The sequence below is a fragment of the Robbsia betulipollinis genome (assembly GCF_026624755.1).
GTDB lineage: Bacteria > Pseudomonadota > Gammaproteobacteria > Burkholderiales > Burkholderiaceae > Robbsia > Robbsia betulipollinis.
This window is the reverse complement of record NZ_JAPMXC010000010.1, coordinates 549,127-574,939: the sequence shown is the minus strand read 5'-3', so window position 1 is coordinate 574,939 and position 25,813 is coordinate 549,127. Positions and strand designations below refer to the sequence as shown.

The following is a 25,813-nucleotide window of genomic DNA, read 5'->3' as shown; positions in this document are numbered from 1 at the left end:
TGACTCGGCCGCTATCGGCCTTGCCGGCCCGATTTCGCGTCTGGAATCAATCCACTCACATCTCGGCGAAAACGAATCAGACGTTTTATTAAAGTAATTTCTCCACCGGCCGCTATCTGCATTGCCAGTTCACTTTCGAAACTGCAATCGGTTTACTACCCTCAACGGAAAACATATGTCGAAGCTCTTGAAAGCCTTCATTCGCGACGAGCGCGGTGTCAGCGCCATGGAATACGCGGTTCTCGCCGGAATCGTGGTGGTCGCTCTGGCGGCCGCGGGCGCCACGTTCAGTACCAGCGTGAAAACCATGTTCAGCACGATGTTCACCAACGTCACGACCGCACAAGGCACCGCCTCCACCGCGGGTAAATAAGTCAGCAACCGCCGTATCCCGGGTTCGGTGGCGTCACGCCGAACTCCTTTCCCTTTTTCCAGGTGTCGTCGCCGTGCACTGGTCATCCCTCGCCCTTCGTCTCCTCGTCTTGTGCGCCCTGCTTTGGCTCGCGGTCATCGACGTGCGCGAGCGGCGCCTGCCGACGCGCATCGTGCTCGCCATCGGCGCGCTGTTTCTCGTCGACGCCGCGATCGTGCGAATGCCCGGTGCCAGCCTGTTGGCGCATACCCTGCTGGCCTGCGGCGTTTTCGCCATCTGCGCGCTGCTGTTCGCCGCGCGCATGCTGGGCGGCGGCGACGCGAAACTCGCCGCCATCATATTTTTGTGGACCGGACCGGCCTTGTCCCTGCCCACGCTCTGCCTGATCTCCGTGATCGGCACGCTGGTGTCCTGCGTCAGTCTGGCCACGCGTCGTCTGGATGCGACACAGCGTTCCGCGACGCGCCGCGTCCTGGCACTGTTCTCCAGCCGACGTGGAGTGCCCTACGGCGTGGCGCTTGCCCTCGGCGGCGGCACCACGATCGTTCTCCCCGCCTTGCTTCCGCTCCTGACGCGATAGGTCGACGCTTTCCATGTCCAACATCATCAAATTCGCTTTTCTGATCGTCGGCGCAATCCTGCTCGCGTTGATCGTTCGCACCGTCGTCTCGAAAACGACCGAGTCGACCGCGCGCCCCGTCGACACCGTCAAGGTGCGCATCAGCGCGGCCGATCTGCCGCAGGGCCTGCTGCTGCGCGACGACGACCTCCGTTGGCAAGCGGTGCCGACCGGCAAGGTGCCGGCCGGCGCGATCGTCGCCAACACGCCGAACGCGGTCGAGATCAAAGGCGCGCTGCTGCGTCACCCGGTGACCGCGGGCACGGTCTTTCTGGCGGACGACGTCATTCTGCCCAGCGCGCCGGGCTTTCTCGCCGCCACGCTCAAGCCGGACATGCGGGCGGTCTCGGTCGCCGTCGACGACGTATCGGGCAATGCCGGTTTGATCGAACCGGGCGACTACGTGGACCTGCTGCTCACGCAGATGCTCGAGCACCAGAACGACACATCCGGCCACTCGGTCGCGAGCGAAACCGTCGTCGAGCACGTGCGCGTACTGGCGTCCGGTTCCGAGATACTGCGTCCGAAGACCGGGGACGCGAGCGACACGCGTCAGCGTGCCCGCACGGTGACGCTGGAAGTCACCCCGCGCATGAGCGAGGTCATCGCGGTGGCGGCCCGTCTCGGCAGCCTGTCGCTCGCGCTGCGCAGTTTCGCCACCGCGTCCCGCGATCCGTACGCGCTCGCTGGCGCCGCGAGCGGCAACGCCGCATCGGCGACCTTGCCGCCGCCGGTTTGGTCGAAGGATATTTCCCGAGCCCTGAACGACATGCCGGCACCGCGCGCCGTGCACATCACGGCCGCCGTCGCGCCGCCCGCGCCGCGCACGGTAACCATTTACCGCGGCTCCGAAAAAAGCGATACGACGGCCGGCAGCGGCAGCCAGAGCGGCAACGGCAGCGGCAACGGCAGCGGCAGCGGCAGCGGCAGCATCACCGGTGGCGTCCCGCCCCTGCCCCCCGCCGTGGCGATGGCCCGCTGATGCGATACATCATCCCCCTCGCCGCCGCGCTCGGCTTTCACCACCGTCACCTGCCAAAACAGGACGTCATGAACAGTCTGTCTTTTCTACCCACGCGCGCGTTCCGGGCTTTTTGCGCCGCCGCCAGCTGCGCCGGTCTCGCGCTTCCGGGATTCGCGTACGCCGCCGGCTCGCACGCGCACCGCGCGGTGACGGTCCCGGCGACGCCGCCAGCAACGCTCGACGAACAAGCGCATCGCAATGACCGGTTGCTGCTCGACGCCGGCAAGGGCACGCTGCTGAGGCTGAACGAGGACGCCGCCTCGGTCTTCGTCGTCGATCCCACGATCGCGGACGTCCATGTGCCGTCGCCGAAAAGCGTTTTCGTCCTGGGCAAAAAACCCGGCACCACGACGCTTTACGTGATGGGCGGCCACAACCAGACCCTCGTGCAGCGCACGGTCACCGTCGCGCGGGACATGGAGGAATTGCGCGGCATGCTGAAAACGCGCTTTCCCGGCACGAACCTGCAGCTCGACGTCGGCAATGGTTCGCTGCGTATCTCGGGACAGGCAAGCGGCGCCGCCAACGCCGACGCGATCGTCCAGACGCTGACGCCCTTCCTCGCCGAAAAGGAAATCCTCGTCAACCAGATGACGATCGCCAAGCCATTGCAGATTCAGTTGCGCGTGCGGATCACCGAGGTCGATCGCAACGTCACCCAGGAACTGGGCATCAACTGGCAATCGATGGGTAAGGCGGTCGGGAATTTTGTCGGCGGCGTCTATAGCGGCCGCGCCATCTACAACTACGCGCAACCGCTCACCAGCGCGACCGGTTCGACGGTTTATCCGGTCAACCTCGCCACCAACAACGCCTATTCGATCTTCGCGGGCTTCTCGACCGGCAGCACCGATATCCAGGCGCTCATCGATGCGCTGAATCAGGAAGGCTTGATCACCGTGCTCGCCGAGCCGAACCTGGTCGCACTGTCGGGCGAAACCGCCAGCTTCCTCGCGGGCGGCGAATTTCCCATTCCGGTATCGCAGACGAACGGCGCGGTCTCGGTGGAATTCAAGCAATTCGGCGTCAAGCTCGATTTCACGCCGACGGTATTGAACGACCATCGCATCAGTCTGAAAGTGCGGCCCGAAGTCAGCCAGATCGACTCCACCGTCAGCGTGACCACCGGCGGCATCACGGTTCCCGGCTTGAGCGTGCGGCGCGCGGACACCACGGTCGAACTGGGCAGCGGGCAAAGCTTCGCGATCGCCGGCTTGTTGCAAAGCACCACGTCCGATACCGTCTCGCAGATACCCGGACTTGGGTCGATACCCATCCTCGGAAAACTGTTCTCTTCGTCGAAATACACGAACAATAAAACGGAACTCGTGATCACGGTGACGCCTTACCTGGTCAACCCGACCGATCCGGCCAAGCTGCGCACGCCGCTCGAAGCGTTGACCTCCGCGAGCAGCGATGTCGAATACAGCCTAGGGCGGCAGAGCACGCAGGCGCCCCAGCCCAGCGATCCACGCCTGGTCGGCGCCGCCGGTTATGTCTACTGAGTCGCAAACGATGATTCTCCATCCTTCCACCCGCGCCCGGGCGCGCACGCTGGCCCTCCTCCTGCTGTGCGGCATCGCAGTCAGCACGAGCGGATGCTTCAAGCCGCCCATGGGCATGCCCGACGCGTCGGTCATCGGCTACGACGGCACGCGCACGACACCTCCCGATTGCGCGGCCCTGTCGCGCGCTTCGCTCTTGACCGACGGCGGACTGCATCGGCCCGGCATGCAGTGGGGCTGTGCGACCTATACCAATCTGGCCGCGCAGATCGCCAACCCCAAGGACGTGGTCGCGCCCGAACCCGTTGGCCCCGCCGACGCGGCGGTGGCGGCGAGCGCCGTGCGCCGTTACCAGACCGGCCATGTAATGAAAATCGACACCACCACCACGCGGGACGCGAAATGATGCCTATTTCTCTCGGCGGGAGCCCGTCATGATCGCCGCGGACAGCAGTCTTCTCAAATCGCGCGTCACGCCCAAGGTCACGGATTTCATCGCCTTCGTCGCGGATCGCGAGGCCGAACAGGTCCTGCAACGTTTCGTGCTCGAGCAGGCGATGCCGCACGTGCACATCGCGTTGGGCGGCATCGACGAGGCGATCGCCTACCTGGAAAAAGCCGAACGCTCGCCGCTTTTCCTGATGGTCGACCTGCATCGCTCGGCGATGCCGCTATCGGACCTTGGGCGGCTCTCGCAGGTGTGCGAGCCATCGGTCCAGGTGGTGGCGCTGGGCGAGCGCAACGATGTCGGCCTGTTCCGCAGCCTGCTGAAAATCGGCATCCGCGATTACCTGGTCAAGCCGTTGACGGTCGAACTGCTCAGCCGGACCGTCGATCTGTCGCACGGGCGCGTTACAAGCGTCGTCGCGGCACGGGTGGGCAAAGTCATCGGCTTCGCGGGGGCGCGGGGTGGCGTCGGCGTTACCACGCTGACGGTCAACCTGGCACGCTATCTTGCCGAGGAAACGCACCGCCGCGTCGCGTATATCGATTTGAACCTGCACGGCGGCGCGGCGAATACTTTGCTCGCATTGAAGAGCAACAATGGCTTGATCGATGTGTTGCAGAACGTGCACCGGCTGGATCCGCAATATGTCGAGCGCACGATGGTCGAAAAAAGCAGCCGCCTGTTCGTCCTGAGCGCCGAAATGGATCTGCGCGAGCGCATAACGGTCGCGCCCGGCGCGCTCGCCCGCATTCTCGAAATCCTGAGCGATAGCTTCCATTACGTGCTGCTCGATATCCACGACCCGGCGGCGCTGCTGGGCCAGGAAGCGTTCGATCATGCGTCGCGCGCCTACATCGTCACCGATGCGACGGTACACGCCGCGCGGCAGACCACGCGGCTGCTGCGCTACATCGAGAATCGCGACAACAATCCGCCCACATCGCTCGTGCTGAACCATCCGAATGCGATCGCCGCAGGCAAAGTCGGAACGCAGGACATCGTCGCTGGCGTAGGTCGGCCGATCCTGCACGAGATACGGTTCGAGCCCAAATCGCTATCGATTTCCGAGAACCTCGGCGAATCGCTGCGCGACAGGACGCAGCATGGCTTTCGTCATGCCATCAAGCAGATCGCGAACGACTTGACGGGCCAACGCCAGGAACCGTCGCTGTCCCTCATGCAAAAATTGCGGCTGCGTGGAAAATGAAGTTCGGACAAAAACCCATTTTGGAACGGGAGACGCCGGCAGCCACGCCCGGTGGCATCCCCGCCGCGAGCGCCGGGGTGACGGCGTCGCCGTCCGGCGGTGAGCTTTCGCGGGCCGACGGGTCGGGAGCCGCCGCACCCGCACGCAATCCGGCAAGCCCGTCGCCCTCGATAACCGGCAGCGACGGCAACGAAGCGCTGGTGCGCTCGGAACTGTTCCGCGTCATCCGCAACGGCGTCTTCGATGCGATGAACGCCTCGGCGGCCATCGGCCGGACCCGGGAGCAGATGAAACCGAGCGTCGAGCAACTCGTCGTCGGCATCGCCGAGCGCGAACAATTCAACATCACGATTTCCGAGCAACGGCAGATCGTCGTCGAATTGCTCAACGACATGTTCGGCCTCGGTCCGATCGAGCCCCTGCTTGCCGACGAGAGCGTCACCGACGTGCTGGTGAACGGTCCCGACCAGGTCTACGTGGAGCGTCACGGGCGGTTGCAACTGACCCCTTACAAGTTCCGCGACAACGCTCACGTCACGAGCGTCGCGCAACGCATCGCCGCCGGCGTCGGGCGCCGCGTCGACGAGAGCAGTCCGATGGTCGATGCGCGGCTCGCCGACGGCAGCCGCGTGAACGTCGTGCTGCCGCCGCTCGCGATCCACGGCGCCAGCATCTCGATCCGGAAGTTCTCCAAACGTAACATCACGCTGCAACGCATGGCCCAGCAGGGCAATCTGTCCGAAGCGATGGCCACGGTGCTCAAGCTGGCAAGTACGTGCCGGCTCAACATCATCGTCTCCGGCGGTACGGGTTCCGGCAAGACGACGCTGCTCAACGCGCTCTCCCATTTCATCGGCCTGGACGAACGCACTATCACGATCGAGGACGCGGCCGAGTTGCGCCTCGTGCAGCCGCACGTGGTCAGCCTGGAAACGCGTCCGGAAAACGCCGAGGGATTTGGCGCGGTGGCGCAACGCGATCTCGTGCGCAACGCGCTGCGAATGCGCCCGGACCGCATCATCCTCGGCGAGACGCGCGGCGCCGAGGCATTCGACGTGTTGCAGGCGATGAACACCGGCCATGACGGCTCGATGACGACAATCCACGCCAACACGCCGCGTGACGGGCTGACGCGACTGGAAAGCATGGTCATGATGGCCAACGGCAATCTGCCCTTGATGTCGATTCGCCGGCAGATCGCGAGCGCGGTCCACCTGATCGTGCAGATCGAACGCATGCGCGACGGCATGCGCCGCATCACCCGCGTCACCGAACTGGCGGGCATGGAAGGCGACGTCATCATCACGCAGGACCTGTTCACGTTCCGTTACGACGCCACGGCCTATAGCGAGGAGGTCAAGGGTGTTTTCGAATGCACGCCCGTCCGGCCCGCCTTCGCGCCGCGCGCGGCGTATTACGGACTCGAGCAGGCCCTACTGGATGCGATGAAGCCATGAGCATGGTCAATCTGGTCACGTTGTGCGCGTTTTTCGGGGCGTTGATCTGCGGCGGGATGTTCTTCATCCTCCAGGACCTGCGCAACAAGCGGCCGGAAGGACGCATCCATACGCGCATGCTCGAGATATTCGGCGATCTCTCCGTGCCGGAACGCGATGGCGACCATGACGCCGCGATGTTTACGCTGCAAAAACAATCGGGACGCATGGGTCGCTGGCTCACGCCGAAACTACTTCGTCTCGACACCGTCGCCGGGAAGAAAGGGGTACGCACCGTGGGCGTCGCGGTGGTCAGCGCAATCGCTATTGCCTTCGCCATGACGCAATGGATGCCCTTGCCGCAGTGGTCGAAACCGGTGCTGCTGGTCGGCGTGCCGCTGATCGCGATGACGTGGACGTACCGCTTCCTGATAGAGCGTTTCCGTCGCCGCTTCCTGGACGGTTTTCCCGACATCATCGACACCATCATACGGGCGGTGCGCGCAGGCGTTCCGGTCACCCAGGTTTTCGCGACGGCAGGACAGGACGCGTCCGATCCGCTGAAGCACGAATTCGACCTGATGTCGGATTCGCTCGAACTGGGTCGCGAGCTCGACGACGTGCTGGCCACCGCGACGAAACGCATCGATATCGCCGATTTCTCGTTCTTCTGCGTCTGCCTGCTGCTGCAGCGCGAGACCGGGGGGCAACTCGGGGAAACGTTGGAGAACCTGTCGGGCATCGTGCGGAGCCGCAAGGAGATCCGGCAGAAAGCCAAAGCCCTGACGGCGGAAGCCCGCATTACGACCAAGATCCTGGCCGCGATACCGGTCATCATCCTGCTCAGCATGTACGCATTGAACCGGGATTACCTGATGATCCTGTTCAACCGGGAAGCCGGCCATAAACTGTTGACGTTCGCCGCGATTTCCGTGGTGCTGGGCACGATCCTCATCGGCCGGATGTCGAAACTGGACACATCGCGATGAGTGGACCGAATGTCGATAGGCTGTTGAATCTCATCATGCTGCTGGCCCTGTTCGCTGGGCTGGCGATATGGTGGATGACGAAACATGGCAGCCGAAGCAGACGTATCGCCATGCGTCTGCAAGAAGCGACTGTCGACATGCGCGTCGAGGGCACCGCGTCCGGATCCGCGACTGCCACGCCCGGCCCGCGGCAGCGCCTGCTCGCTTACATGGCGCGACTGGGTGAAAACATTCCCCTGTTCGATGCCGCCTACCGGATCAAACTGCAACGCGAGATGGTGCGCAGCGGTTATCGCGGCAATACCGCCGTATCGCTTCTTCTTGCCGTCAAACTCTGCTTCGGTCTGGCTTGCGCAGCCACCACCATCATGCTGGGTTCCAGTCTGCCGGTGGTGGGGCCCTATCCAGTGGCGCGGGGCATCGCCATGATGGGCGCCTTCATCGTCGGCATGATCGTTCCCGAATACATGATGACGTGGCGTGCGCGGCGCCGACGCGCGCTGATGGCCGCCTGCCTGCCCGACGCACTCGATCTCCTCATCATCTGCACGAACGCCGGCAATAGCTTTCCCGTCAGCATCCGGCGCGTCGCCGACGAACTGGCGACGATTTGCCCGCCGCTTTCGGACGAGTTCTCGCTGACCGCGGATGAACTGCATTTGTCGGGGGACACCAACCGCGCGCTGCACGGCCTCGCGGAGCGCATCGACCTGCCCTCGATCCGGGCGTTGATCACGACGCTGACGCAATCCATGCGGTACGGCACGCCTATCACGCAGGCGCTGCGCACCCTGTCGCGCACCGAGCGGCTCACGCATGTGGTGGCACTCGAGGAAAAAGCGGCCAAGCTTGCGCCGAAAATGGTGGTGCCGATGCTGCTTTTCATCCTGCCTCCCGTGGTGGCCATATCCGCCGGGCCGGCGGTCATCCAGCTTCTCGAATTCATGAACAGAAAATGAACGCTTTCACATTCCTTCGCCGCAGGCCCGCAGAACGCTCCATGACACTCGACGACGCCTCGCGGCCGTCGCGCATCGTCACGTCGACACGCCCCGCACGGCACGCGTCATGCGCCGTGCTGGGCGCGGTCGTCCTCGCGGCGGCGGCCGGTTGCACCACCACGACCCACGTCACGCCAACCCAATCCAGCACGCTGAACCACTCGCCCAGCACGATGAGCGAACTGCGCATTGCCGAGGTGGCGCTCGACGCGGGCAATATCGAAATGGCGCGAACCATTTTCGAACGCGTGGTGAAGGCCAATCCGGATTCCGTTCCCGGCCTCACGGGCTTGGGCAATACCCTGTACAGCGTGGGCGACTTCACGCGCGCGGGCGTTTATTTCGAACAGGCCAGTCGCGTCGATCCGGATGCGTCCCTGCCCCTGCTCGGCATCGCCCGGGTCGCGATCCGGCAGCGTCGCTTCGACGATGCGATCGCCGCATCCCGCAAGATCCTTTCGAAAACACCGGACGATCCGTTGGCGGTGTCGGCGCTTGGCGTATCGCTGGACATGAAAGGCGAGCACGCCACCGCCCAGGCGGTCCTGCGACGCGGTCTGGCCACGCATCCCGGCGACCCGCTGCTCAGCGTCAATCTGGGACTGTCGCTGGTGCTCGGGGGCGATCCCCGGCAAGGCGCCAACGTTCTCCTCGACGTGACCCGCTACCCGAACGCCCCCGCGCAGGCGCGCCAGAATCTGGCGCTCGCTTATGGACTGATGGGAAATGGCCAGGCTGCTGCGGAAATCCTCGGTCAGGACCTGCCGCAGGCGTCGGTCCAGGACAACCTGCGCTTTTACGAGATCCAGCGTAAACGCATGGCCCAGCAGCAGGTCTCGTCGGTAGACACGGTGCAAGCGGGCGCCGTGCGATGAAAGGCAGATGGCGTCAACGTCTGACGGCATGGTCGGCGGTATTGCACGACAGCCGTGGCGTCACGGCGATCGAATTCGCGGTCGCCGCTCCTTTCCTGCTGTTCATGATCCTGGGAACGATCGAACTCGGCATCGACATGATCATGGACGCACGCGTGGAATATGCGGCGCAGTCGGCTTCGCGTTACGGGCTGACTACCGTCGCGCCGACCACGGGCACGCGCGCGGACGCAGCGAAGCTCATCGTGATGAAGATACTGGGGTCCTGGACCAATTTGCCGCACACCAGCGTCAATATCGTCGAGACCGCCTATTCATCCTACGGTGACGTGGGATCGACGAACAGCACAACGGGGCTGGGCGGGTTGGGCGATGTCGTGTCCTACACGGTGAGTCTGACCACGCCCGGCGTTTCCGGCATTCCCCAGCTTCTCGGAATGTCGACGATGACCTTTCAGCGCAACTACATCGTACAGAACGAAAAATGACAAAGCCAGGCGAACGGCAACCCGCGACGCGGCCGGATCGGCGACACTCCTGCTCTTTCGGATCCAGCGCGCTTCCCGAGGGTTGTGTCACGCGCGGCCCGGCGCGGCCCGATGCCATCCTGCGCCGCCTGCTGCCGCGACTGATACGCCGTCCGTTGCGCTCGGACCGCGGCAGCGTGAGCGTGGAACTGGCGATCGTCACGCCGCTCGTCCTGCTGATCATGCTCGGCTTCAGCGAGATGTATCTTTACATGCGCGCCGTGAGCAGCGTGGAACACACGGCATTCACGATCGCGGATTCGATCAGCCAGATGTCGCAGGTCATCAACGACCAAACCACAAGTAACTCGAGCAATCTCGGGGCGATATGGAACGCCGCAGCGCTGGTCGCCGCGCCATCGCCGCTACGCGCGGGCGGAGGCGTCGTGGTGACATCGATCTGCGACGCCACTACGACGCCGTGCGGCACGGCCGCGGCGCAGTGGCAGTCGCTGACGGCAATGGGCACGCCGCAGCTGTACTGGCAGGCGCAGGCGCCCTGGACCGCCAAAGGCATGGTCACGCAGGAAACGGCCAAAAATCTCCTGCCATCCACCTGGCCGTTTCGCAGCGGGGACTCGGCGATCGTGGTCGAGGTGTTCTATTCGTATGATCCCTTTTCCATGACCCGGGGTCTATGGTCCGCTGCGCCCGGCACGCAGACGATTTATCGTCGCGTCTATGTGCGACAACGCGCCGGCAACGCGCTACCGCTGGTGGCCGCATCGTGAGCAGCCGATTCCGGAAGCGATTTCGCCAGTCCGCGCGCCGCCTTGCAGGCGTTCATCGCCGCATCGCCGCGCTGTGCAGCGGCGACCACGGCGCCGTCACCATACTGTTCGCCGTGTGCGGCGGGATGATGATCGCAACGCTCTGCCTGGCACTGGATACCATCGATCAAAGCATGACGCTGTCGCGGATGCAGTCGGCGCTCGATGTCGCCACCCTGTCTGCGGGGGGCGAGGCCCGGCGTTTCGCGACGGCCACGGGCAGCAACCTCGCACAGTGGCAGGCAGACGCGCGCGCCTATTACAACGCCAACATGTCCGCCGGCTATGCCAACGTCACCATGCCGGACAAGAATTTCACGGCGACGGTCGTCGGAGACGCCACCACGGGTAGAACAATCGCCCTGTCGGCCACCGGCAGCCTATCGTTGATCGCGCCGTTCACCCTTGGCCAGTCCGGTTTGACAGTGAGCGTGGGCAACAACGCGGCAACGGCCAGCGCAGCGACCACCGGCGCCCTGTCCGTGGCGACCACGACCGTTTCCGTCACCAATTCCGCGCTCGCGTTGCCCAAGAGCACGCTTGAGTTGGTCATGGTGCTCGACAATACCGGCTCCATGATCCAATCGATCAACGGCGTAACGAAGATGGACGGGCTGCACGCGGCGGCGAATACCCTGGTGACCGATCTGCTGACGGCCAGCAGCGCCGATAGCTACATCGGCTTGGTGCCGTTCGCCACCACCGTCAACGTCCTGAACGCGCTGCCCGCGGGCGGCAGCTGGTTGTCACCCACGTTCAGCTACAACAGCAAAAACGTCAATATGGCATCCTGGGGCGGCTGTACGGCCGAGCCACGCGACGGCAACGGGTATCTGTATCCAAAACCGTACAGCCCGAACGATTCGATGAAGTTCACGCCCTACTATTACAACGTCCCGCCCGCGGGCCTGGCAGTGCGCACCTATTCGAATTTCCCGACGTGCAACGCCACGCCGCAAGCCACCACCATCGCCACGAGCGTGCCACTCAATCTTCTTACGAGCGGCGAAGCCAATGTCTGCGGGTTCACCGGCAACCAGATCGGCAACGGCATCGGCGTCTATTTCGACCAGGCACCCGTGACCAAAAGCAATTCCGCCACGACTGCCGTAACGCAGAATACCGACTGTATCGCGCATCCGGTCACCTTTCTCACCAACAACGCAACGACGTTGAAAAACGGCATCAACGCGATGTCGCCCAACGGTTCGACCATCATCCCGGTGGGCATTCTATGGGGCTGGCGGATGCTCTCTTCGTCCTGGTCGGGTGACAACGCGGGAAGTGGTAACGGCTGGATCTCCAGCGACACCAGCTTTCCCAAACCGGAGACGACGCCGGGTCTGCAACGCGTGATGATCGTCCTCACCGATGGCGAAAACCAGATGGGCAAACAGTATCACCTGCCCAACGATCTTTATTTCAACGGTCTATCCGGAGTAGGCACCAATAAGATTCCCGCGCCCACCGTTGCCCGCAGCGACGGAACGACCCTGGCGAATGCCACGATGGACTATACCGAAACGATGCCGCTGCCCAGCGATGGCCAAGGCTATTCGAACGACATCAACGATTTTCAACTCGGCGTGTGCGCCGCGATCAAACAGAGCGGGATCACGATCTACGCGATCACCTTCGGCGCCGTGTCGACCACGGGGGCCAGCACCATGCAAAGTTGCGCGAGTTCGGGAAACTATTACCACGCTCCCGATAGCGCGGCGCTGGACACGATCTTCCAGCAGATCGCGGGCAGCCTGGGGATCCTGCGTCTGACGCAATGACGCGAAAAACGTAGAAACCCCAACGTGACGCGAGCGGTAGCGCAGGGGTGGCGGGGAAAACGCCGCCCCCTACCCCTCCGCCAACACATACTTCCCCCGCGCGTCCGACAGCACGCGCGTCACCACCGCCATCTGCTCGACATCCCCCGTCAGCAGATCCAGAAAATGCCAGTTGTGCCCGTCCGGCGTCGGCGGCACGAGCCGCACGGGCTTGCCGACGCGGTAGCCGTCACCCAGCCCGGCGGCCTGAAGCTGGCCGTTGATGTCTTTTTGAATCTCGTCCGCGGATGCGATCTGCTTGCTCATGGTCTGCCCTGGGTAGAAGAAAAGCGGGAGCCGGCTCTTGCCGACCCGGTAGGTCATTGTGGCATGCTCCCGCGATAGCCGCCCACGTGCACCGGCGCCACGCACCGGCACCGGTGCCCGCGCATTCGGCGCTACAATCGGTGGACCGCACGCGTCGACCGGCCGCGGCAGGCGCCGCGTCGACGTCCATGCCACTTCGGAGGACAGGATGCCGGACGCCACGCACGATCTCGTCGGCACGTTGCAATCGATCGTCGGCAACGATCACGTGCTGACCGCCCCCCGCGCCACGCAGCGTTATCGCACCGGTTACCGCTTCGGCGCCGGCGCGGCGCTCGCGGTCGTGCGGCCCGGCTCGCTGGTGGAGCAATGGCGGACGCTCGAAGCCTGTCTGCGCGCCAACGTCATCGTCATCACGCAGGCAGCGAACACGGGCCTGACGGGCGGTTCGACGCCGGATGGCGACGGCTACGACCGCCCGGTCGTGATCGTCAGCACGACGCGCCTGCGCACCCTGCACGTGATTTCCGATGCGAAGCAGGTCGTCTGCCTGCCCGGCGCGACGCTGGATCAGCTCGAACACGCGCTCAAGCCCTTCGGGCGCGAACCGCACTCGGTGATCGGCTCGTCGTGCATCGGCGCATCGGTTTTCGGCGGCGTGTGCAACAACTCGGGAGGCGCACTCGTGCACCGGGGGCCGGCCTACACGGAACTGGCGGTGTATGCGCGGGTCGACGCGGCCGGGCATCTGCGGCTCGTCAACCATATCGGCATCGACCTTGGCGACACGCCCGAACGGATCCTGGAACGCCTGGAGCGCGGCCATTTTCCGGAGAGCGACATCCATCATGGCACCGCCGCGGCATCCGACCACGAGTACGCGACGCATGTGCGGCAGATCGATTCCGCGACGCCGGCCCGTTACAACGCCGATCCGCGCCGCCTGCACGAGGCCGCCGGTTCCGCGGGAAAACTGATGGTGTTCGGCGTGCGTCTGGACACGTTCGCAAGCGACGCCGGCGCGCGGGTGTTCTATATCGGCACGAACGCGGCAGAGGACCTGACCCGGATGCGTCGCGACATCCTGCGGGACTTCGTGCATCTGCCGATCGCCGGCGAATACCTGCACCGCGACGCGTTCGACATCGCGGAGCAGTACGGCAAGGATCTTTTCCTGATGATCGACCATCTCGGCACGCGGCGCCTGCCGGGGATGTTCGCGCTGAAGGCGCGTTGCGACGCGCTGTTCGATCGCCTCGGCCTGCCCGCGCATCTGAGCGACAGGCTGCTGCAAGCCGCGAGCCGCCTGTTTCCGAGCCATCTGCCGCCGCGCATGAAGGCGTATCGCGAGCGCTTCGCGCATCACCTGATGCTGAAGGTCAGCGCGCAAGGCGCCGACGAGGCACACGATTATTTGCGGACGACGCTGTCCGGCACCGCGGCCGATTTCTTCGAATGCTCGGACCAGGAGGGCAGGAAAGCCTTTCTGCACCGGTTTGCGGCGGCCAGCGCCGCGGTCCGCTACCGCGCCGTCCACAGCGCGGATGTCGAGGATATCGTCGCGCTCGACATCGCGCTGCGGCGCAATGACCCGGAGTGGCAGGAAACGTTGCCGCCCGAAATCGATCAGGCGATTTCACGCAAGCTCTATTACGGTCACTTCCTGTGCCATGTCTTCCACCAGGATTACATCGTGCGCAAGGGCCAGGACTGCCTGGCGCTCGAACACCGGCTGTGGGCGTTGCTCGACGCGCGCGGCGCGGAGTATCCGGCCGAGCACAACGTCGGCCACCTGTACCAGGCGAAGCCTGCGCTGCAGGCGTTCTACCAGGAACTCGACCCGTGCAACTGTTTCAATCCCGGGATCGGCAAGACCGCCAAGTTCGCCGGTTACCGGGAATCGGCGACTTCCTGAGCCGGCGCGCACCGCCGGCTGCAATGGCAACGATCACGGCAATGCCCCGGGATGCGCCTTCTATCGGCGCAGGCAGGCGGCGCCGAACAGTCCGAGACCCAGCGCCCCATACACCCAGGCGAACGAGCGGCGCGGCAGATGCGCCTCGAACCCCGGCGTGACCCGCTCGGGGACGACATGGTAATCGACCACATAGGCCACGGCGGCGGTGGCCGCGGCGGCGCCCGCCGCCTGGGACACCGAAGGCGCGTCGCCACACAACGCCTCGAACAGCAGGCCCCAGAAGACGCCGCTGCCGGCATGGATCGCCGCTCCGGTCGCCGTGTACCGCAGGCTGGGACGGAACTGGGCGAATGCCGTGTCCGGCCACAGGCAATGGGTGACCGCATTGAGCGGCGCACAGCCCGTCGCGCCCGCGACGCGCGCGCACTGCGCGGCCGTGGCGGCCGAACTCACCGCCGCGAGACCGCCGGAAACGGCCGCGCGTTGAAACCATCGGGTCAGCGTCATGCAATCCCCTTTTTACCGTGAATGGTGAGGCGGGCGATATGTCCGCCTCACCATTCTAAGCCAGCCGGAACAGCATCACCTTGCCGCAAGCGCCGTCGCCGGACGGCGCAGCGCCGACCGCGGCCTCATGACGGGTATTCGCCATACGGGTTACCCTGTTCCTATCCGTTCGCGTACCACGCGGCCCTTTTGCCGGGCGTTCGATGCCGGCATGCTGAACGTTGGAGGAACCATCATGAAACTGCTGCGATTCGGCGCCCCGGGACAGGAAAAGCCCGGCGCGCTCGACGATCGACACATCGTGCGTGACCTGTCGTCGGTGATCGACGACCTCGCCGGCGACGCGCTACTGCCGGAAGCGCTCGCCCGACTGCGCGACGTCGATCTGACAAGTCTGCCGGCGGTGCCGGCCGATACACGCATCGGCCCCTGTGTCGGACGCATCGGCAAGTTCGTCTGTATCGGCCTGAACTATGCCGACCATGCCGCCGAAGCCGGGATGCCGCTGCCCGGCGAACCCATCGTCTTCAACAAGTGGCTATCGGCCGTGGTCGGCCCGAACGACGATGTGAAGATTCCGCGCGGCTCGCGCAAGACGGACTGGGAAGTCGAACTGGGCGTGGTCATCGGCAAGGGTGGCGCCTACATCGAGGAGGCCGATGCGCTCGCGCACGTGGCCGGCTACTGTATCGTCAACGACGTTTCCGAGCGGTCGTACCAGATCGAGCGCGGCGGCACCTGGGACAAGGGCAAGGGCTGCGACACGTTCGGGCCGATCGGGCCCTGGCTGGTGACCGCCGACGAGGTCGCCGACCCGCAGCGGCTGGCGCTCTGGCTGGAGGTCGACGGGACCCGTCATCAGAACGGCAACACGAGCACGATGATCTTCGGCGTGGCACACCTCGTGTCCTATCTGAGTCAGTTCATGAGCCTGCAACCCGGGGACGTGATCGCGACGGGGACCCCGCCCGGTGTCGGCATGGGGCACAAGCCCGAACCGGTGTTCCTGCGCGCCGGCCAGACGATGCGCCTGGGAATCGACGGCCTGGGCGAACAACGGCAGCGTACCGTCGACGCGTGAGCGTCGATGCCGGCGGCGGGTCCGCCGCCCTGCTTGCCGCCTGACCCAGCTGGCGGTCAGGAGCGGGCGATGAGCTTCACGCCTGCCACGACATCCGGCGCCCGCCAGTCCGGCACGGCGTCGAGCGTCGGGTCCAGCGTGGCGACGTGCGCCATCGCGGCGGCCGTGGCCGCGGTGGCCGCGATGGCGGTGGCTGCCACCGCGGTGGCAGCGGCCGCTACCGCGGCACCGACACCGCCCGGCGCGCTGGTCTGGCCGATCGAACCGAGATAGGTCGGCACATCGGACGCCGCCATCGGCCGGCCGAACAGCCAGCCCTGGCCGATGTCGCAGCCGAGCCGCGTCAGCATCGTGGCCTGTTCCTCGGTTTCCACGCCCTCGCCGATCGTCGTCAGTCCCAGGCTATGGCCCAGGCCCACCACCGCGTCGACGATCTTGCGGCTGCCGTGGTCGGTCAGCATGACGTGAACGAAACTGCGGTCGACCTTGATCTTCTTGAACGGCAGCGTGTGCAGCCGCGACAGGCTCGAAAACCCGGTGCCGAAATCGTCCAGGACGATGCTCACGCCCATTGCCTCGAGTTCGTGCACGGCGTCGAGCGTGGTTGCCACGTCCTCGATCACCACGCCTTCCGTGATCTCGACCTGGATGCGGTCGAGCGGGAAACCGCTCGGCACCGCCGCCGCGCGCAGGATCTCCGGCAGGCTGCCGTCGCGGAACTGAATGCCGCTGGCATTGAAGGCGAGCGTGAAACCGCCCGGCCACTGCACCGCGGCCTCGCATGCCTGGCGGATGATCTGCGAGGTCAGCCGGCCGATCAGATCGTGCTGCTCGGCCGTCGCGATGAATTCGTCGGGGCCGATCGGCCCGCGCTCCGCGTCGTGCCAGCGCGCCAGCACCTCGAAACCGATCAACATGCGGCTGGTCAGACAGACCAGCGGCTGGAAATGCGGGACCACCAGGCCCCGGTCCAGCGCCTGCACGAGCCGGTCGTAGCGCCGATGCGTTTCCCGCTGGCGGGCGTTCGCATAGTCCGCGGCATGCTGTTCGAGCCGGTCGTCGTAGAGATTGAAGGAGCCGCGCCCGGCGCGCTTGCCGCGATACATCGCGCGGTCCGCCCGGCGCATGAGTTCGATCGCCGACTGATCCGCGCTTTGCGCCATGCTGGCGCCCACCGTCGCCGTGATCGATACCGGCAGCGTCGTCGGATCCGCGATGATCGGCACGGACAGCAGGCTGCCCAGATGCTCGCCCAGCTGGACGATGGCCTGGCTGCCGCGGTTGCCCCAGATGGCGATCGCAAACTCGTCGCCGCCCAGACGCGCCACCATCGCATTGTCCAGCGGCAGGGCGGCGGCGATGCGGCGCGCGCTCGCGCACAGCACGTGATCGCCGACCAGATGCCCGGCCTCGTCGTTGATCGATTTGAAATGATCCAGATCGATCAACAGCACCGCCAGCGTCGCGGCATGGGTCTTCACGGCCTCGTCGAGGCAAGCGAGGAACACGCGGCGGTTCGGCAGCCCGGTCAGCGGGTCGAGCCGGGCGAGCCGCTCGGCGTCCGCCCGCGCGCGCGTCATCGCATTGAAGGCCAGGCGTTGTTTGCGCATCAGGCGGTAGAGCACCAGCAGGGGTGCGAGCAGCGATAACGCCGAGAACGCCGTCGTCGTCAGGATGAACCGCCAGCGCTCGGCGTTTTCGAAGGTGGCTTCGTAGGACCACCCCATGACGCGCGTGATGGCCGCTTCGCCGGAGAATTCCCAGAAGACCGACAAACCGAACATCGTCAGCAAGGTGACGGCGAGCAGCGTCAGCACTCTTATTCGTATGTGGACCAGTCGTTCCAAATGCATTCCCTGCTCTCCAGCGATGATCATGTCGATAACGGCGTGAACCGCCCGGCGGGTGCGTGATCGCGTCGTCACGTGGCACTCCAGCGGAAAGGTTCGCGCAACAGTACTTCCAGGGCGGCGGCCGGCATCGGCCGGCTGTAGTGATAGCCCTGCATTTCGTGACAGTCGTTCTCGCGCAGGAACTGCGACTGCGCCGCGTTCTCCACGCCCTCGGCAATGACCGAGAGATCGAACTGCTGTCCCAGGCGGATGACCTCGCGGGCGATCGCGCTGTCGTCGGCGCTTCCCGGCAGCGCCTGCACGAACGCTTGATCGAGCTTCAGGCGGACGACGGGATAGTGCGCCAGCGCGGTCAGGCTGGAATAGCCTGCGCCGAAATCGTCGATGGCCAGACGGATGCCTTCGGCCTGAAGCGCGCGCATCGTCGCGATCGCCGCACCGATGTCCTGCATGATGGCGGCCTCGCTCACTTCCAGCTCCAGATAACAGGCCGCCAGTCCCGTCTCGCGGAGAACGTTCGAGACGCGCGTGCTCCAGTCCGACTGCAGGAACTGTTTTCCGGAGACGTTGACGGACATCGTGAGCATGGGCATTCCCGCGTCCTGCCAGGCCTTGTTTTGCGCGCAGGCCGCGCGCAGTACCCACTCGTCGATCGCCACGATCAAGCCGGTTTCCTCGGCGATCGGGATGAAATCGCCGGGCATGATCGTGCCTTTCTCGGGATGCTCCCACCGCAGCAATGCCTCCACGCCGAAGATGCGCTCGGATTTCAGATCGACCTGCGGCTGATACAGCAACGTGAATTCGTCGTTGGCGATCGCCTGGCGCAACGCGCTTTGCAGGTCCAGCTTCTCGTGGATCCGCTCGTTCATGTTGCGGGTATAGAACTGATAGTTGTTGCGTCCCAGTTCCTTGGCGCGGTACATGGCCGCGTCGGCATTCATCAGCAGGGTCTCCGCATCCGCGCCGTCCGCCGGATAGGTCGCGAGCCCCATGCTGCACGTCACGCGATAGGTCTGACCGGCCAGATCGACCGGGTCGAGCAGGGCCTCCCGGATCTTCTCGATCGATGGCAGGATGTTTTCGTCGCCCTGCTCCTGGTTGAACAGGACGATGACGAATTCGTCTCCGCCGAGCCGGACGACCGTATCCGTGCGGCGCAGGCAGTTCACCATCCGGCTCGCCAGCTGTTTCAGGAGATCGTCGCCGGCGTGGTGTCCCAGGCTGTCGTTGATGAGCTTGAAGTTGTCGAGATCGATGAACACGACCGTGACGCCGCGTTCGTAGCGCTGCGCTTGCAGCAGTACCTGATCCAGCCGGTCGGCAAGCAGGGCGCGGTTCGGCAGGCCGGTCAGGGCATCGTGCGTGGCCATGTGATGAATGCGCGCTTCCGCCTGGCTGCGTTCGATCGCGATGCCGGCGATCCGGGTGGCCATGGCGATCACCTGCAGTTCATCCGCGTCCGGCGCGTGGGCGACGCGCAGATAAAACGTCAGCGCGCCGAGCGCGACACCTTCCGGCGACAGGACCGGATAGCCCCAGCACCCTGCGATGCCGTGCAGTCCGGACACCGTGATATGGTCGACGGTGTCCGGATCCTGCGCAAGGTCGACGGCGATCACCGGACGACGGCTGTAGATCGCCCGCCCTCCCGGGCCGGCATGCGCGCCGATCGGCGCGCCGTGCACGCGCTTCGCGTACCGGTCCGGCAGTCCGGGCGCCGCCCAGACCGCGAGGTGCTCGCCGTCTTCGTCGGGCAACAGCGCCGCGCAGCGCGCATTGGGGATCTGGGCTTCGACCAGCAGCATCAGGTGGCCCAACACGTCCTTGAGCGGCGTGCTCGTCGCGATCATCTCCAGCACCCGGTTCTGTTCGATCCGGCGGGACTCCGCGCCCTTACGCGCGCTGATGTCGCGCACGATCGCGACCACGCCGTCCTCCACGCGCACGACCTGCCGGTGCAACCAGACGAACGACGCGTCGCCGCGCGCATGCAGCCACTCATGCTCCTCGACCACACCGGTCTCGACGACCCCGATCAGGGCCTCGAACATGCCGTTCTGACGAAAGCCGGGAAATGCGACGTCGAGCGTTCTCCCGAGCAGGTGCTCGCGCGCGAGACCCGAGAGTTCGATACCGCGGCGATTCGTCTCGCGCAGCACGAAGTCGTCGATCCGGCCGTGCGCATCCTTTTCGCTATGCAGGAAGAAAAACGCATCCAGACTGTTTTCCGATGCGGCGTAGAAAGTTTGCTCGGCCTGCCGTGCGCGTTTGCGGCTCACGCTCAGTTGCCAGCTGGTACGGCTGAGGATGAACGCCAGCGACATCAGCAGCATGCTGGCGATGACCGCCTCGATCAGATAGGTGGCGCGGTGATGCCGGAATTGCGCGCACTGCTCGTCCGCGCCCAGGCCGACCACCGCGAGCAGCGGGAAGCCGTGCAATACATGCACATTGGTATACCGCTGCACGCCATCGTCCCACTCGCGTACCTGCGCCTGATCGCTGGTGGCGACGAGTGCGGTGCGCATCGTTTCGGCGGACAGGGACTCGCCCCACGAAATCTCTTCGCCGACCTGCCGGGCGCGCACGATGCCATCGCTGCCGAGCAGCGCCAGCAGGCCGGTCGTGCCCATGCGCGCGGTATCGTAGCCGCTGGTGAAATACGCCGGGTCGACCGACACCATGACGATCCCGCCAAAGCCGCCGCGCGCGCCGCGCAAGCGGCGGCTGAACGTGATCTCGACCTGGCCGGTGACGTCGTTCCGTTCCACCCGTGACACCATCGGCGTCGCCTCGGCATCTTCGGCCTCCCGCTCCCGCTCGTTGCGGAACACGCGCGAACCGGCGATGCTGCCCCGGTACTGGGGGCGCGAGGCGACCATCAACGCGCCGTTCTCGGAGGCAACGGCGACTTCGAAGACGATCGGCGAGGGCAGCAGCCCCTTGTCCTGCAATTCGCGAAGCGCCGGCGCGCCCTTCAGCTCGTACGCGTACTTGACGGTTTTCAGGGTCTGGTCGATGGCGGCGAGATTGCGCACCATCTGCGCTTCGTAGGTGTCGGCCAGTTCCCGGCTCAGTTCGGCCGTCGCGCGGATCGCCGCACCCCGCTCGACATCGATCAGATGGACCACGGCCGTCCAGCCGACGATCAACAGCAGCAGGGAAAACAGCGGAAACAGGACATGCGCCTCGAGCACGCGACGCAAGGCGGGCACCAATATGCGGCGCAGCCGGCGACGGCGAAAGGATGCGACGGTCGCGCCGTTCATTTCGATGGGGCTGCTCATGCGATTCGATTGTCCGACGGTCCGCCCGAGCGATGCCGGGTCGCCCGCATGGGGGAGTCTGCATGCCCTGGCGTCGTCACGGCACTATCCGTATGACTTTCAGCCGGGGATCCTGTTCGCCGCTGTCGATATAGCCGATCGTATCGGGCCGCGCGATCAGCAGCTTCTTCACGGCCGCGGCGTCGCCCACTTCGCGTGGCGGCTGACCACGGCCCGTGAAGATCAGTTTGGACCAGTAGACCTTCAATTGCGCCGGCGACTTGCCGGTGGTCGTCCGGTAGAACTCGGCGCGGCTGGGCGAATCGTCGGACTGGTCGATCGGCGTGGCGGGGCCGCCCCCCGGGAAATAGCCGGTGCGCCCCAGGAAGATGTCGGCGACCTGATCCTCGGTCAGGGTGGCCAGCGGATTCTTTTCCGAGACGACGACGACGAGTTCCGCGCGCGCCGCCGGCAGAACGGCGCCGGACAACAGGAGCAGGACGGCATAAATCCGCAAACGGCTTTGTACGGTTTCCATGAGCGTGCGCATCAGAAGACAAAGTCCAGGACGAGCGCCATGACATTGGTGCCGGTGCCAAGACGGTACTGCGGCTGAACGTTGACGAACGAGCCGGTCGAATTCGAAGGCAGCCACACATGATCGAACTGCAATTTCAGATCGACGTTCTTGTATACGTCCCATCGCACGCCGGCCGACAGATCCCGCTGACCGGTATTCGTGTTGTAGCCGAGCGTCGGATTTCCAAGCGAATGGGCCTGCGCATACGTGACATAGGGCGTGAAGTGGCCGACGCGGTAGCCCGCGGTCAGATAGCCGCTCAGATAGCCGGGGGTCAAACCCTGCGTGGTCACCCGCGCGACCTCGGCTTGCAGGAACCAACTGCCCGGGTCGTACGCCAGCGCGGCGCTATACACCGACGACGTCGTTTTGTAGCCCAGCGCGCCGAGCGTCACGGTGCCGTGCATGTAGCCGATCCGGGCCGTCACGGCACCGTATTCGACCGTATCGAACAGGCCCACGATGCCCTGCCCGGTCGTGCGATAGGCGCCCGGATTGATATGGAAGGTGGAGTAGCCGTACAGTATCCGCACGGTGTTCGATACGCTGCCCAGGTGCATGCGGTAGGACAGATCGGCACCGTCGCTGTGCGTGATCGGCTCATTGTTGTAAACCTCCGCCGGCACCCGCACCCACGGGTTGGCATAACCGACGTCGCGGTAGTCGGAGGTCAGGAAGGTGGGCAGCTCGATACGTCCCACCCGCACGCTGAAATCCGGCGTGAATGCATATTTGACGTTCGCCCATTCGACCTCGGGCTGGAACGTATTGTCGTAGCGATGCACGGAAACGACCTGCACCACAGCGGAGAGTTTGTCGGTGAACTGGGCATTGACCTGAACGCCCAGCGTGCTGTCGCCGGTGACATCGTAGCGACGGCTGTGGCCGGCGCCGTTCGGTTCGAACGCGGTGCTGGCGAAGTCGGCGGTATCCAGCGAGGAATGCGTGACGCCCAGCGTGCCGAAGCCGCTGACGGAAAAAATGTCGGCCAGGCCCTCGGCGCAGGCGTGCGACGTCGCGCCGCCTGTCAGTATCGACATGGCTGCCAGACCCAGGATGCGCACTCTTTTTCTTACGTTCTGACCCATTTTCCTGCCACCAAGAAAAGATCCCGCGCTCTCGCGCCGGGCCTCCGTTCATCCCTGATACCCGCCGCCGCCGTGGCGGGACGAGATTTCGAGAAACCGTGTGGAACACGCACCGGGGCGGGATCGTGCCGGCACCCGTGGTTCCTTTCCCTATAACGGCGTGGGCGGCCCAGACTTGATGAGAATCGTAAGTTTCATCCGGGGACCGGAAGAAGGGGAAACAGGACGGTCATGCGGCGCCGGGAAGGTTATTGCGGCAGAGACCGGCTCAAGTTCTCGCGAAATCAGGCCGCTAACCTGAGGGAGGCGTGTCATGCGGTCACATGCCCTGCCGGGTGGCGCAGCGATTGTGGTCGCGACCACCTGTACACAACTTCCTCTTCCTGCGTGGCACCCTATGCCCTTTCTTCGCCTTACCATCCGCGCACGTGTTGCGTACGCGCTAGGTTTGCTCGCCGCGCTGTCGTTCGCGATCAGCATGCTGGGATTGCTCGCGACGCGTACGGCCAATCAGACGACGCTGTCGGTCTTCAGCGACGAGCTGCCCAGCAGCGCGGCGATCGCCGAGGCGGAAATCGGCGTCGCCCGTCAGCGGCTGAGCATCGATCGCGCGGCGATCACGATGGGCACGCCCGAAGCGCTCGAACGCCTGAACCGCGCGCAGGCACGGCGTGCGCCCACGCTGGCGGCCCTGCAACGCTATCTGTCGCTGCCGCGCGATGGCGAGGAAACCGCGCTGGCGCAGGATTTCTCCCAGTCGATGACCGCGGTCGAGTCCCAGGTCGACAAGACCGTGGCGGCGATCCAGGCCAATGACCGCGAAGGCACGCTGACCGCGATGCGCGACCTCACGCTCATCTATGAAAAGATGTCGAACAGCGCGGAGAAGCTGAAGAAATTCCAGGAAACGTCGGCCGCGGCCCTGTATGCGCAGTCGCAGGATCACTACGCGCTGATGCGCAACGCGTCGATCGCCTTGCTGGTGGTGGGTCTGTTTGCCGCGCTGGCCTGTTACGTGTCGCTGCGCAGGGCCATCCTCGGGCCGATCGCGTCAACGCTCGAGCATTTTTCGGCAATCGCCGCCGGAAACCTGACGCGGCCGATCCGCGCGCATCGGGAAGACGAAATGGGCGACATCCTGAACGGCCTGGCGGCGATGCAGGCCGGGTTGCGTCAGACCGTGGGCGCGGTGCGCCAGGGCAGCGAGTCCATCTCCGCCGCCGCGCATCAGATCGCCTCGGGCAACGCGGATCTGTCGCACCGCACCGAGGAGCAGGCGTCCGCGCTCCAGGAAACCGCCTCCAGCATGTCCGAACTCACCGACACGGTCCGCCGCAATACCGAGAACGCGCGCCAGGCAAGTTCGCTGGCGGGCGGCGCGCGCGATACCGCAGAACAGGGCCGCGAAGTGGTTGGCCGGGTCATCGACACGATGAGGGAAATCGGCGCGAGTTCGGGCGAGATGGCCGCCATCACCGGGCTCATCGAAAGCATCGCGTTCCAGACGAACATCCTCGCCCTCAATGCCGCGGTGGAAGCCGCGCGGGCAGGAGAACAGGGCCGGGGCTTCGCGGTGGTCGCCTCCGAAGTCCGTACGCTCGCGCAGCGCTCGGCCGCCGCGGCGAAGGACATCAAGGGATTGATCGATACCTCCAGCGGGCGGGTCGCGCTGGGCAGTGGTCTTGCGGACGAGGCGGGCCGCAGCATGTCCGAGGTCACCGCCTCGGTCCAGCGCGTCAACGACATCATGCAGGAGATCGCCGCCGCCTCGAACGAACAGTCGGAAGGCATCGGCCAGGTGTCGCAGGCAGTCTCGCAAATGGACGAAGTCACGCAGCAGAATGCCGCCCTGGTCGAGGAAGCCAGCGCCGCGGCGCAATCGCTGCACGACCAGGCCACGCGCCTGATCGACGAAGTCGCGCGCTTCCAGGTGGGAGACATCCGGGACGGCGGCGACGCCGCACCCGTCCGGCTATCGCCTGCCGCGGCCCGGCTCTCGCCCGCCCCGCACGCGCCGCGCGCCCTCGCGCATGCGCCGCGACCCGCGGCGCGCGCGCCCGTACGCGGCGTCGTACGCCCTGGCACGGCGGCGCGGGCGACGGGACGGAGCGTGGTAGCGGTCAAGGGCTCGCCCGCGAAGGCCATCCCGGCTGCCATCCCGGCTATCAGCCGCGCGGCGGCCACCGACGAGTGGACGGCCTTCTGAAACGAAGCGGCCCGTCCGGCGCCGTGAATGCGGCACCGGACGGGCCGGGCGAAATACGAATACGGATAGCGGCCACGACGACCGCGCCGCGCCGATGAGCCGGCCCGGCGCGGCGGGTTTTATTGCCCGGTCGTGCGTTTCGCGTTTTCCAGGTAGGCAGGGACCGCTCCCTCGATTTGCGCCGGCTCGGGATCGCGCGGATGGACGCGAGCGACCCATAGACGCCAAACCACGAAAAGTACATTGCACAAGACAATGATGAGGAAGACACGCAGCATGATTTTCCCCTCTTATTTTTAAGATAGAGTGTCGTAGCACCAACATTACCCACGTACTAACGGCAGGACCATGCGGGTCTTTAGCACTTTTTTCAGCTTTATTTCGATGCCGGTAAGAATTACGGAATTTGATGCGAGGAGAGCGGAGTTCCCCGCGTGCGTATCGCGTTGA

22 protein-coding genes are annotated in these 25,813 nt (G+C 65.1%); 16 read left to right on the top strand and 6 right to left on the bottom strand.

Annotated features, from left to right (window positions below; all coding sequences use genetic code 11):
• Nucleotides 1-175: 175 nt before the first annotated feature.
• The 13 genes from OVY01_RS20310 (at nucleotide 176) to OVY01_RS20250 (ending at nucleotide 12,555) form a co-directional block, all read left to right on the top strand.
• Nucleotides 176-373: a Flp family type IVb pilin gene (locus OVY01_RS20310; RefSeq protein WP_267849390.1), complete on the top strand. Its 198-nt coding sequence runs from the start codon at nucleotides 176-178 to the stop codon at nucleotides 371-373.
• Between the two features lie 109 nt (nucleotides 374-482).
• Entirely contained in the window at nucleotides 483-953 is a 471-nt protein-coding gene (locus OVY01_RS20305) for an A24 family peptidase (protein WP_267849389.1), read from the top strand.
• Between the two features lie 13 nt (nucleotides 954-966).
• Complete coding sequence (cpaB, locus tag OVY01_RS20300) at nucleotides 967-1,974, top strand: Flp pilus assembly protein CpaB (protein WP_267849388.1); 1,008 nt, start codon at nucleotides 967-969, stop codon at nucleotides 1,972-1,974.
• Nucleotides 1,974-3,521: a type II and III secretion system protein family protein gene (locus OVY01_RS20295; protein WP_267849387.1), complete on the top strand. Its 1,548-nt coding sequence runs from the start codon at nucleotides 1,974-1,976 to the stop codon at nucleotides 3,519-3,521. Before cpaB ends, OVY01_RS20295 begins: the two co-directional genes overlap by 1 nt.
• A 10-nt stretch (nucleotides 3,522-3,531) precedes the next feature.
• Nucleotides 3,532-3,927 (top strand): CpaD family pilus assembly lipoprotein, encoded by a 396-nt coding sequence (locus OVY01_RS20290; protein ID WP_267849386.1) that lies wholly within the window; start codon nucleotides 3,532-3,534, stop codon nucleotides 3,925-3,927.
• Nucleotides 3,928-3,955: 28 nt separating this feature from the next.
• Nucleotides 3,956-5,176, top strand: a complete 1,221-nt coding sequence (locus OVY01_RS20285) for a CpaE/TadZ family protein (RefSeq protein ID WP_267849385.1) — start codon at nucleotides 3,956-3,958, stop codon at nucleotides 5,174-5,176.
• The gene (locus OVY01_RS20280; RefSeq protein WP_267849384.1) at nucleotides 5,173-6,633 is read left to right on the top strand and encodes a TadA family conjugal transfer-associated ATPase; all 1,461 of its coding nucleotides are present in this window, start codon (nucleotides 5,173-5,175) and stop codon (nucleotides 6,631-6,633) included. Before OVY01_RS20285 ends, OVY01_RS20280 begins: the two co-directional genes overlap by 4 nt.
• The gene (locus OVY01_RS20275; RefSeq protein ID WP_267849383.1) at nucleotides 6,630-7,601 is read left to right on the top strand and encodes a type II secretion system F family protein; all 972 of its coding nucleotides are present in this window, start codon (nucleotides 6,630-6,632) and stop codon (nucleotides 7,599-7,601) included. Before OVY01_RS20280 ends, OVY01_RS20275 begins: the two co-directional genes overlap by 4 nt.
• Entirely contained in the window at nucleotides 7,598-8,560 is a 963-nt protein-coding gene (locus OVY01_RS20270; RefSeq protein WP_267849382.1) for a type II secretion system F family protein, read from the top strand. Before OVY01_RS20275 ends, OVY01_RS20270 begins: the two co-directional genes overlap by 4 nt.
• Before the next feature lie 41 nt (nucleotides 8,561-8,601).
• The gene (locus OVY01_RS20265) at nucleotides 8,602-9,477 is read left to right on the top strand and encodes a tetratricopeptide repeat protein (RefSeq protein ID WP_267849381.1); all 876 of its coding nucleotides are present in this window, start codon (nucleotides 8,602-8,604) and stop codon (nucleotides 9,475-9,477) included.
• Nucleotides 9,474-9,965, top strand: coding sequence for a TadE/TadG family type IV pilus assembly protein (locus OVY01_RS20260; protein ID WP_267849380.1), 492 nt, complete (start codon nucleotides 9,474-9,476; stop codon nucleotides 9,963-9,965). The genes OVY01_RS20265 and OVY01_RS20260 overlap by 4 nt, the downstream gene beginning before the upstream one ends.
• Nucleotides 9,962-10,735: a TadE/TadG family type IV pilus assembly protein gene (locus tag OVY01_RS20255; protein WP_267849379.1), complete on the top strand. Its 774-nt coding sequence runs from the start codon at nucleotides 9,962-9,964 to the stop codon at nucleotides 10,733-10,735. Before OVY01_RS20260 ends, OVY01_RS20255 begins: the two co-directional genes overlap by 4 nt.
• Nucleotides 10,732-12,555, top strand: a complete 1,824-nt coding sequence (locus OVY01_RS20250; RefSeq protein ID WP_267849378.1) for a vWA domain-containing protein — start codon at nucleotides 10,732-10,734, stop codon at nucleotides 12,553-12,555. Before OVY01_RS20255 ends, OVY01_RS20250 begins: the two co-directional genes overlap by 4 nt.
• Before the next feature lie 69 nt (nucleotides 12,556-12,624).
• Here OVY01_RS20250 and OVY01_RS20245 read toward each other — a convergent pair whose 3' ends face one another.
• On the bottom strand, nucleotides 12,625-12,861 hold the full coding sequence (locus tag OVY01_RS20245; protein ID WP_267849377.1) for a hypothetical protein: 237 nt from the start codon (nucleotides 12,859-12,861) through the stop codon (nucleotides 12,625-12,627).
• Nucleotides 12,862-13,069: 208 nt separating this feature from the next.
• On the opposite strand from OVY01_RS20245, the gene dld reads away from it, so the two are divergent.
• On the top strand, nucleotides 13,070-14,776 hold the full coding sequence (dld, locus tag OVY01_RS20240; RefSeq protein WP_267849376.1) for a D-lactate dehydrogenase: 1,707 nt from the start codon (nucleotides 13,070-13,072) through the stop codon (nucleotides 14,774-14,776).
• Nucleotides 14,777-14,836: 60 nt separating this feature from the next.
• On the opposite strand, the gene OVY01_RS20235 is transcribed toward dld, so the two are convergent.
• Nucleotides 14,837-15,286: a hypothetical protein gene (locus OVY01_RS20235; protein WP_267849375.1), complete on the bottom strand. Its 450-nt coding sequence runs from the start codon at nucleotides 15,284-15,286 to the stop codon at nucleotides 14,837-14,839.
• Between the two features lie 235 nt (nucleotides 15,287-15,521).
• Here OVY01_RS20235 and OVY01_RS20230 point away from each other — a divergent pair, with 235 nt between their 5' ends.
• Entirely contained in the window at nucleotides 15,522-16,367 is an 846-nt protein-coding gene (locus OVY01_RS20230; protein WP_267849374.1) for a fumarylacetoacetate hydrolase family protein, read from the top strand.
• 56 nt (nucleotides 16,368-16,423) lie between these two features.
• Here the strand turns inward: OVY01_RS20230 and OVY01_RS20225 are convergent, their stop codons facing one another.
• The 4 genes from OVY01_RS20225 to OVY01_RS20210 all read right to left on the bottom strand — a co-directional run bounded on the left by OVY01_RS20225 (nucleotide 16,424) and on the right by OVY01_RS20210 (nucleotide 23,109).
• The gene (locus OVY01_RS20225) at nucleotides 16,424-18,220 is read right to left on the bottom strand and encodes a putative bifunctional diguanylate cyclase/phosphodiesterase (RefSeq protein ID WP_267849373.1); all 1,797 of its coding nucleotides are present in this window, start codon (nucleotides 18,218-18,220) and stop codon (nucleotides 16,424-16,426) included.
• A gap of 68 nt (nucleotides 18,221-18,288) precedes the next feature.
• On the bottom strand, nucleotides 18,289-21,510 hold the full coding sequence (locus OVY01_RS20220) for a bifunctional diguanylate cyclase/phosphodiesterase (RefSeq protein WP_267849372.1): 3,222 nt from the start codon (nucleotides 21,508-21,510) through the stop codon (nucleotides 18,289-18,291).
• A gap of 76 nt (nucleotides 21,511-21,586) precedes the next feature.
• Nucleotides 21,587-22,027: a type 2 periplasmic-binding domain-containing protein gene (locus OVY01_RS20215; protein WP_267849371.1), complete on the bottom strand. Its 441-nt coding sequence runs from the start codon at nucleotides 22,025-22,027 to the stop codon at nucleotides 21,587-21,589.
• Nucleotides 22,028-22,038: 11 nt separating this feature from the next.
• Entirely contained in the window at nucleotides 22,039-23,109 is a 1,071-nt protein-coding gene (locus tag OVY01_RS20210; protein WP_267849370.1) for a hypothetical protein, read from the bottom strand.
• 445 nt (nucleotides 23,110-23,554) lie between these two features.
• Between OVY01_RS20210 and OVY01_RS23105 the strand changes: the two genes are divergently transcribed.
• Complete coding sequence (locus OVY01_RS23105; protein WP_284700936.1) at nucleotides 23,555-25,363, top strand: methyl-accepting chemotaxis protein; 1,809 nt, start codon at nucleotides 23,555-23,557, stop codon at nucleotides 25,361-25,363.
• Nucleotides 25,364-25,813: the final 450 nt, after the last annotated feature.

What these genes read in the sequence shown, in the direction of transcription:
- OVY01_RS20285 (WP_267849385.1), top strand. Translation starts at nt 3,956, where the DNA reads ATGATCGCCGCGGACAGCAGTCTTCTCAAATCGCGCGTCACGCCCAAG.
- OVY01_RS20280 (WP_267849384.1), top strand. Translation starts at nt 5,173, where the DNA reads ATGAAGTTCGGACAAAAACCCATTTTGGAACGGGAGACGCCGGCAGCC.
- OVY01_RS20290 (WP_267849386.1), top strand. Translation starts at nt 3,532, where the DNA reads ATGATTCTCCATCCTTCCACCCGCGCCCGGGCGCGCACGCTGGCCCTC.
- OVY01_RS20225 (WP_267849373.1), bottom strand. Translation starts at nt 18,220, where the DNA reads ATGCATTTGGAACGACTGGTCCACATACGAATAAGAGTGCTGACGCTG.
- OVY01_RS20220 (WP_267849372.1), bottom strand. Translation starts at nt 21,510, where the DNA reads ATGAGCAGCCCCATCGAAATGAACGGCGCGACCGTCGCATCCTTTCGC.
- OVY01_RS20270 (WP_267849382.1), top strand. Translation starts at nt 7,598, where the DNA reads ATGAGTGGACCGAATGTCGATAGGCTGTTGAATCTCATCATGCTGCTG.
- OVY01_RS20260 (WP_267849380.1), top strand. Translation starts at nt 9,474, where the DNA reads ATGAAAGGCAGATGGCGTCAACGTCTGACGGCATGGTCGGCGGTATTG.
- OVY01_RS20310 (WP_267849390.1), top strand. Translation starts at nt 176, where the DNA reads ATGTCGAAGCTCTTGAAAGCCTTCATTCGCGACGAGCGCGGTGTCAGC.
- OVY01_RS20255 (WP_267849379.1), top strand. Translation starts at nt 9,962, where the DNA reads ATGACAAAGCCAGGCGAACGGCAACCCGCGACGCGGCCGGATCGGCGA.
- OVY01_RS20265 (WP_267849381.1), top strand. Translation starts at nt 8,602, where the DNA reads ATGACACTCGACGACGCCTCGCGGCCGTCGCGCATCGTCACGTCGACA.
- OVY01_RS20245 (WP_267849377.1), bottom strand. Translation starts at nt 12,861, where the DNA reads ATGAGCAAGCAGATCGCATCCGCGGACGAGATTCAAAAAGACATCAAC.
- cpaB (WP_267849388.1), top strand. Translation starts at nt 967, where the DNA reads ATGTCCAACATCATCAAATTCGCTTTTCTGATCGTCGGCGCAATCCTG.
- dld (WP_267849376.1), top strand. Translation starts at nt 13,070, where the DNA reads ATGCCGGACGCCACGCACGATCTCGTCGGCACGTTGCAATCGATCGTC.
- OVY01_RS20295 (WP_267849387.1), top strand. Translation starts at nt 1,974, where the DNA reads ATGCGATACATCATCCCCCTCGCCGCCGCGCTCGGCTTTCACCACCGT.
- OVY01_RS20235 (WP_267849375.1), bottom strand. Translation starts at nt 15,286, where the DNA reads ATGACGCTGACCCGATGGTTTCAACGCGCGGCCGTTTCCGGCGGTCTC.
- OVY01_RS23105 (WP_284700936.1), top strand. Translation starts at nt 23,555, where the DNA reads ATGCCCTTTCTTCGCCTTACCATCCGCGCACGTGTTGCGTACGCGCTA.
- OVY01_RS20210 (WP_267849370.1), bottom strand. Translation starts at nt 23,109, where the DNA reads ATGTCGATACTGACAGGCGGCGCGACGTCGCACGCCTGCGCCGAGGGC.
- OVY01_RS20275 (WP_267849383.1), top strand. Translation starts at nt 6,630, where the DNA reads ATGAGCATGGTCAATCTGGTCACGTTGTGCGCGTTTTTCGGGGCGTTG.
- OVY01_RS20230 (WP_267849374.1), top strand. Translation starts at nt 15,522, where the DNA reads ATGAAACTGCTGCGATTCGGCGCCCCGGGACAGGAAAAGCCCGGCGCG.
- OVY01_RS20215 (WP_267849371.1), bottom strand. Translation starts at nt 22,027, where the DNA reads ATGGAAACCGTACAAAGCCGTTTGCGGATTTATGCCGTCCTGCTCCTG.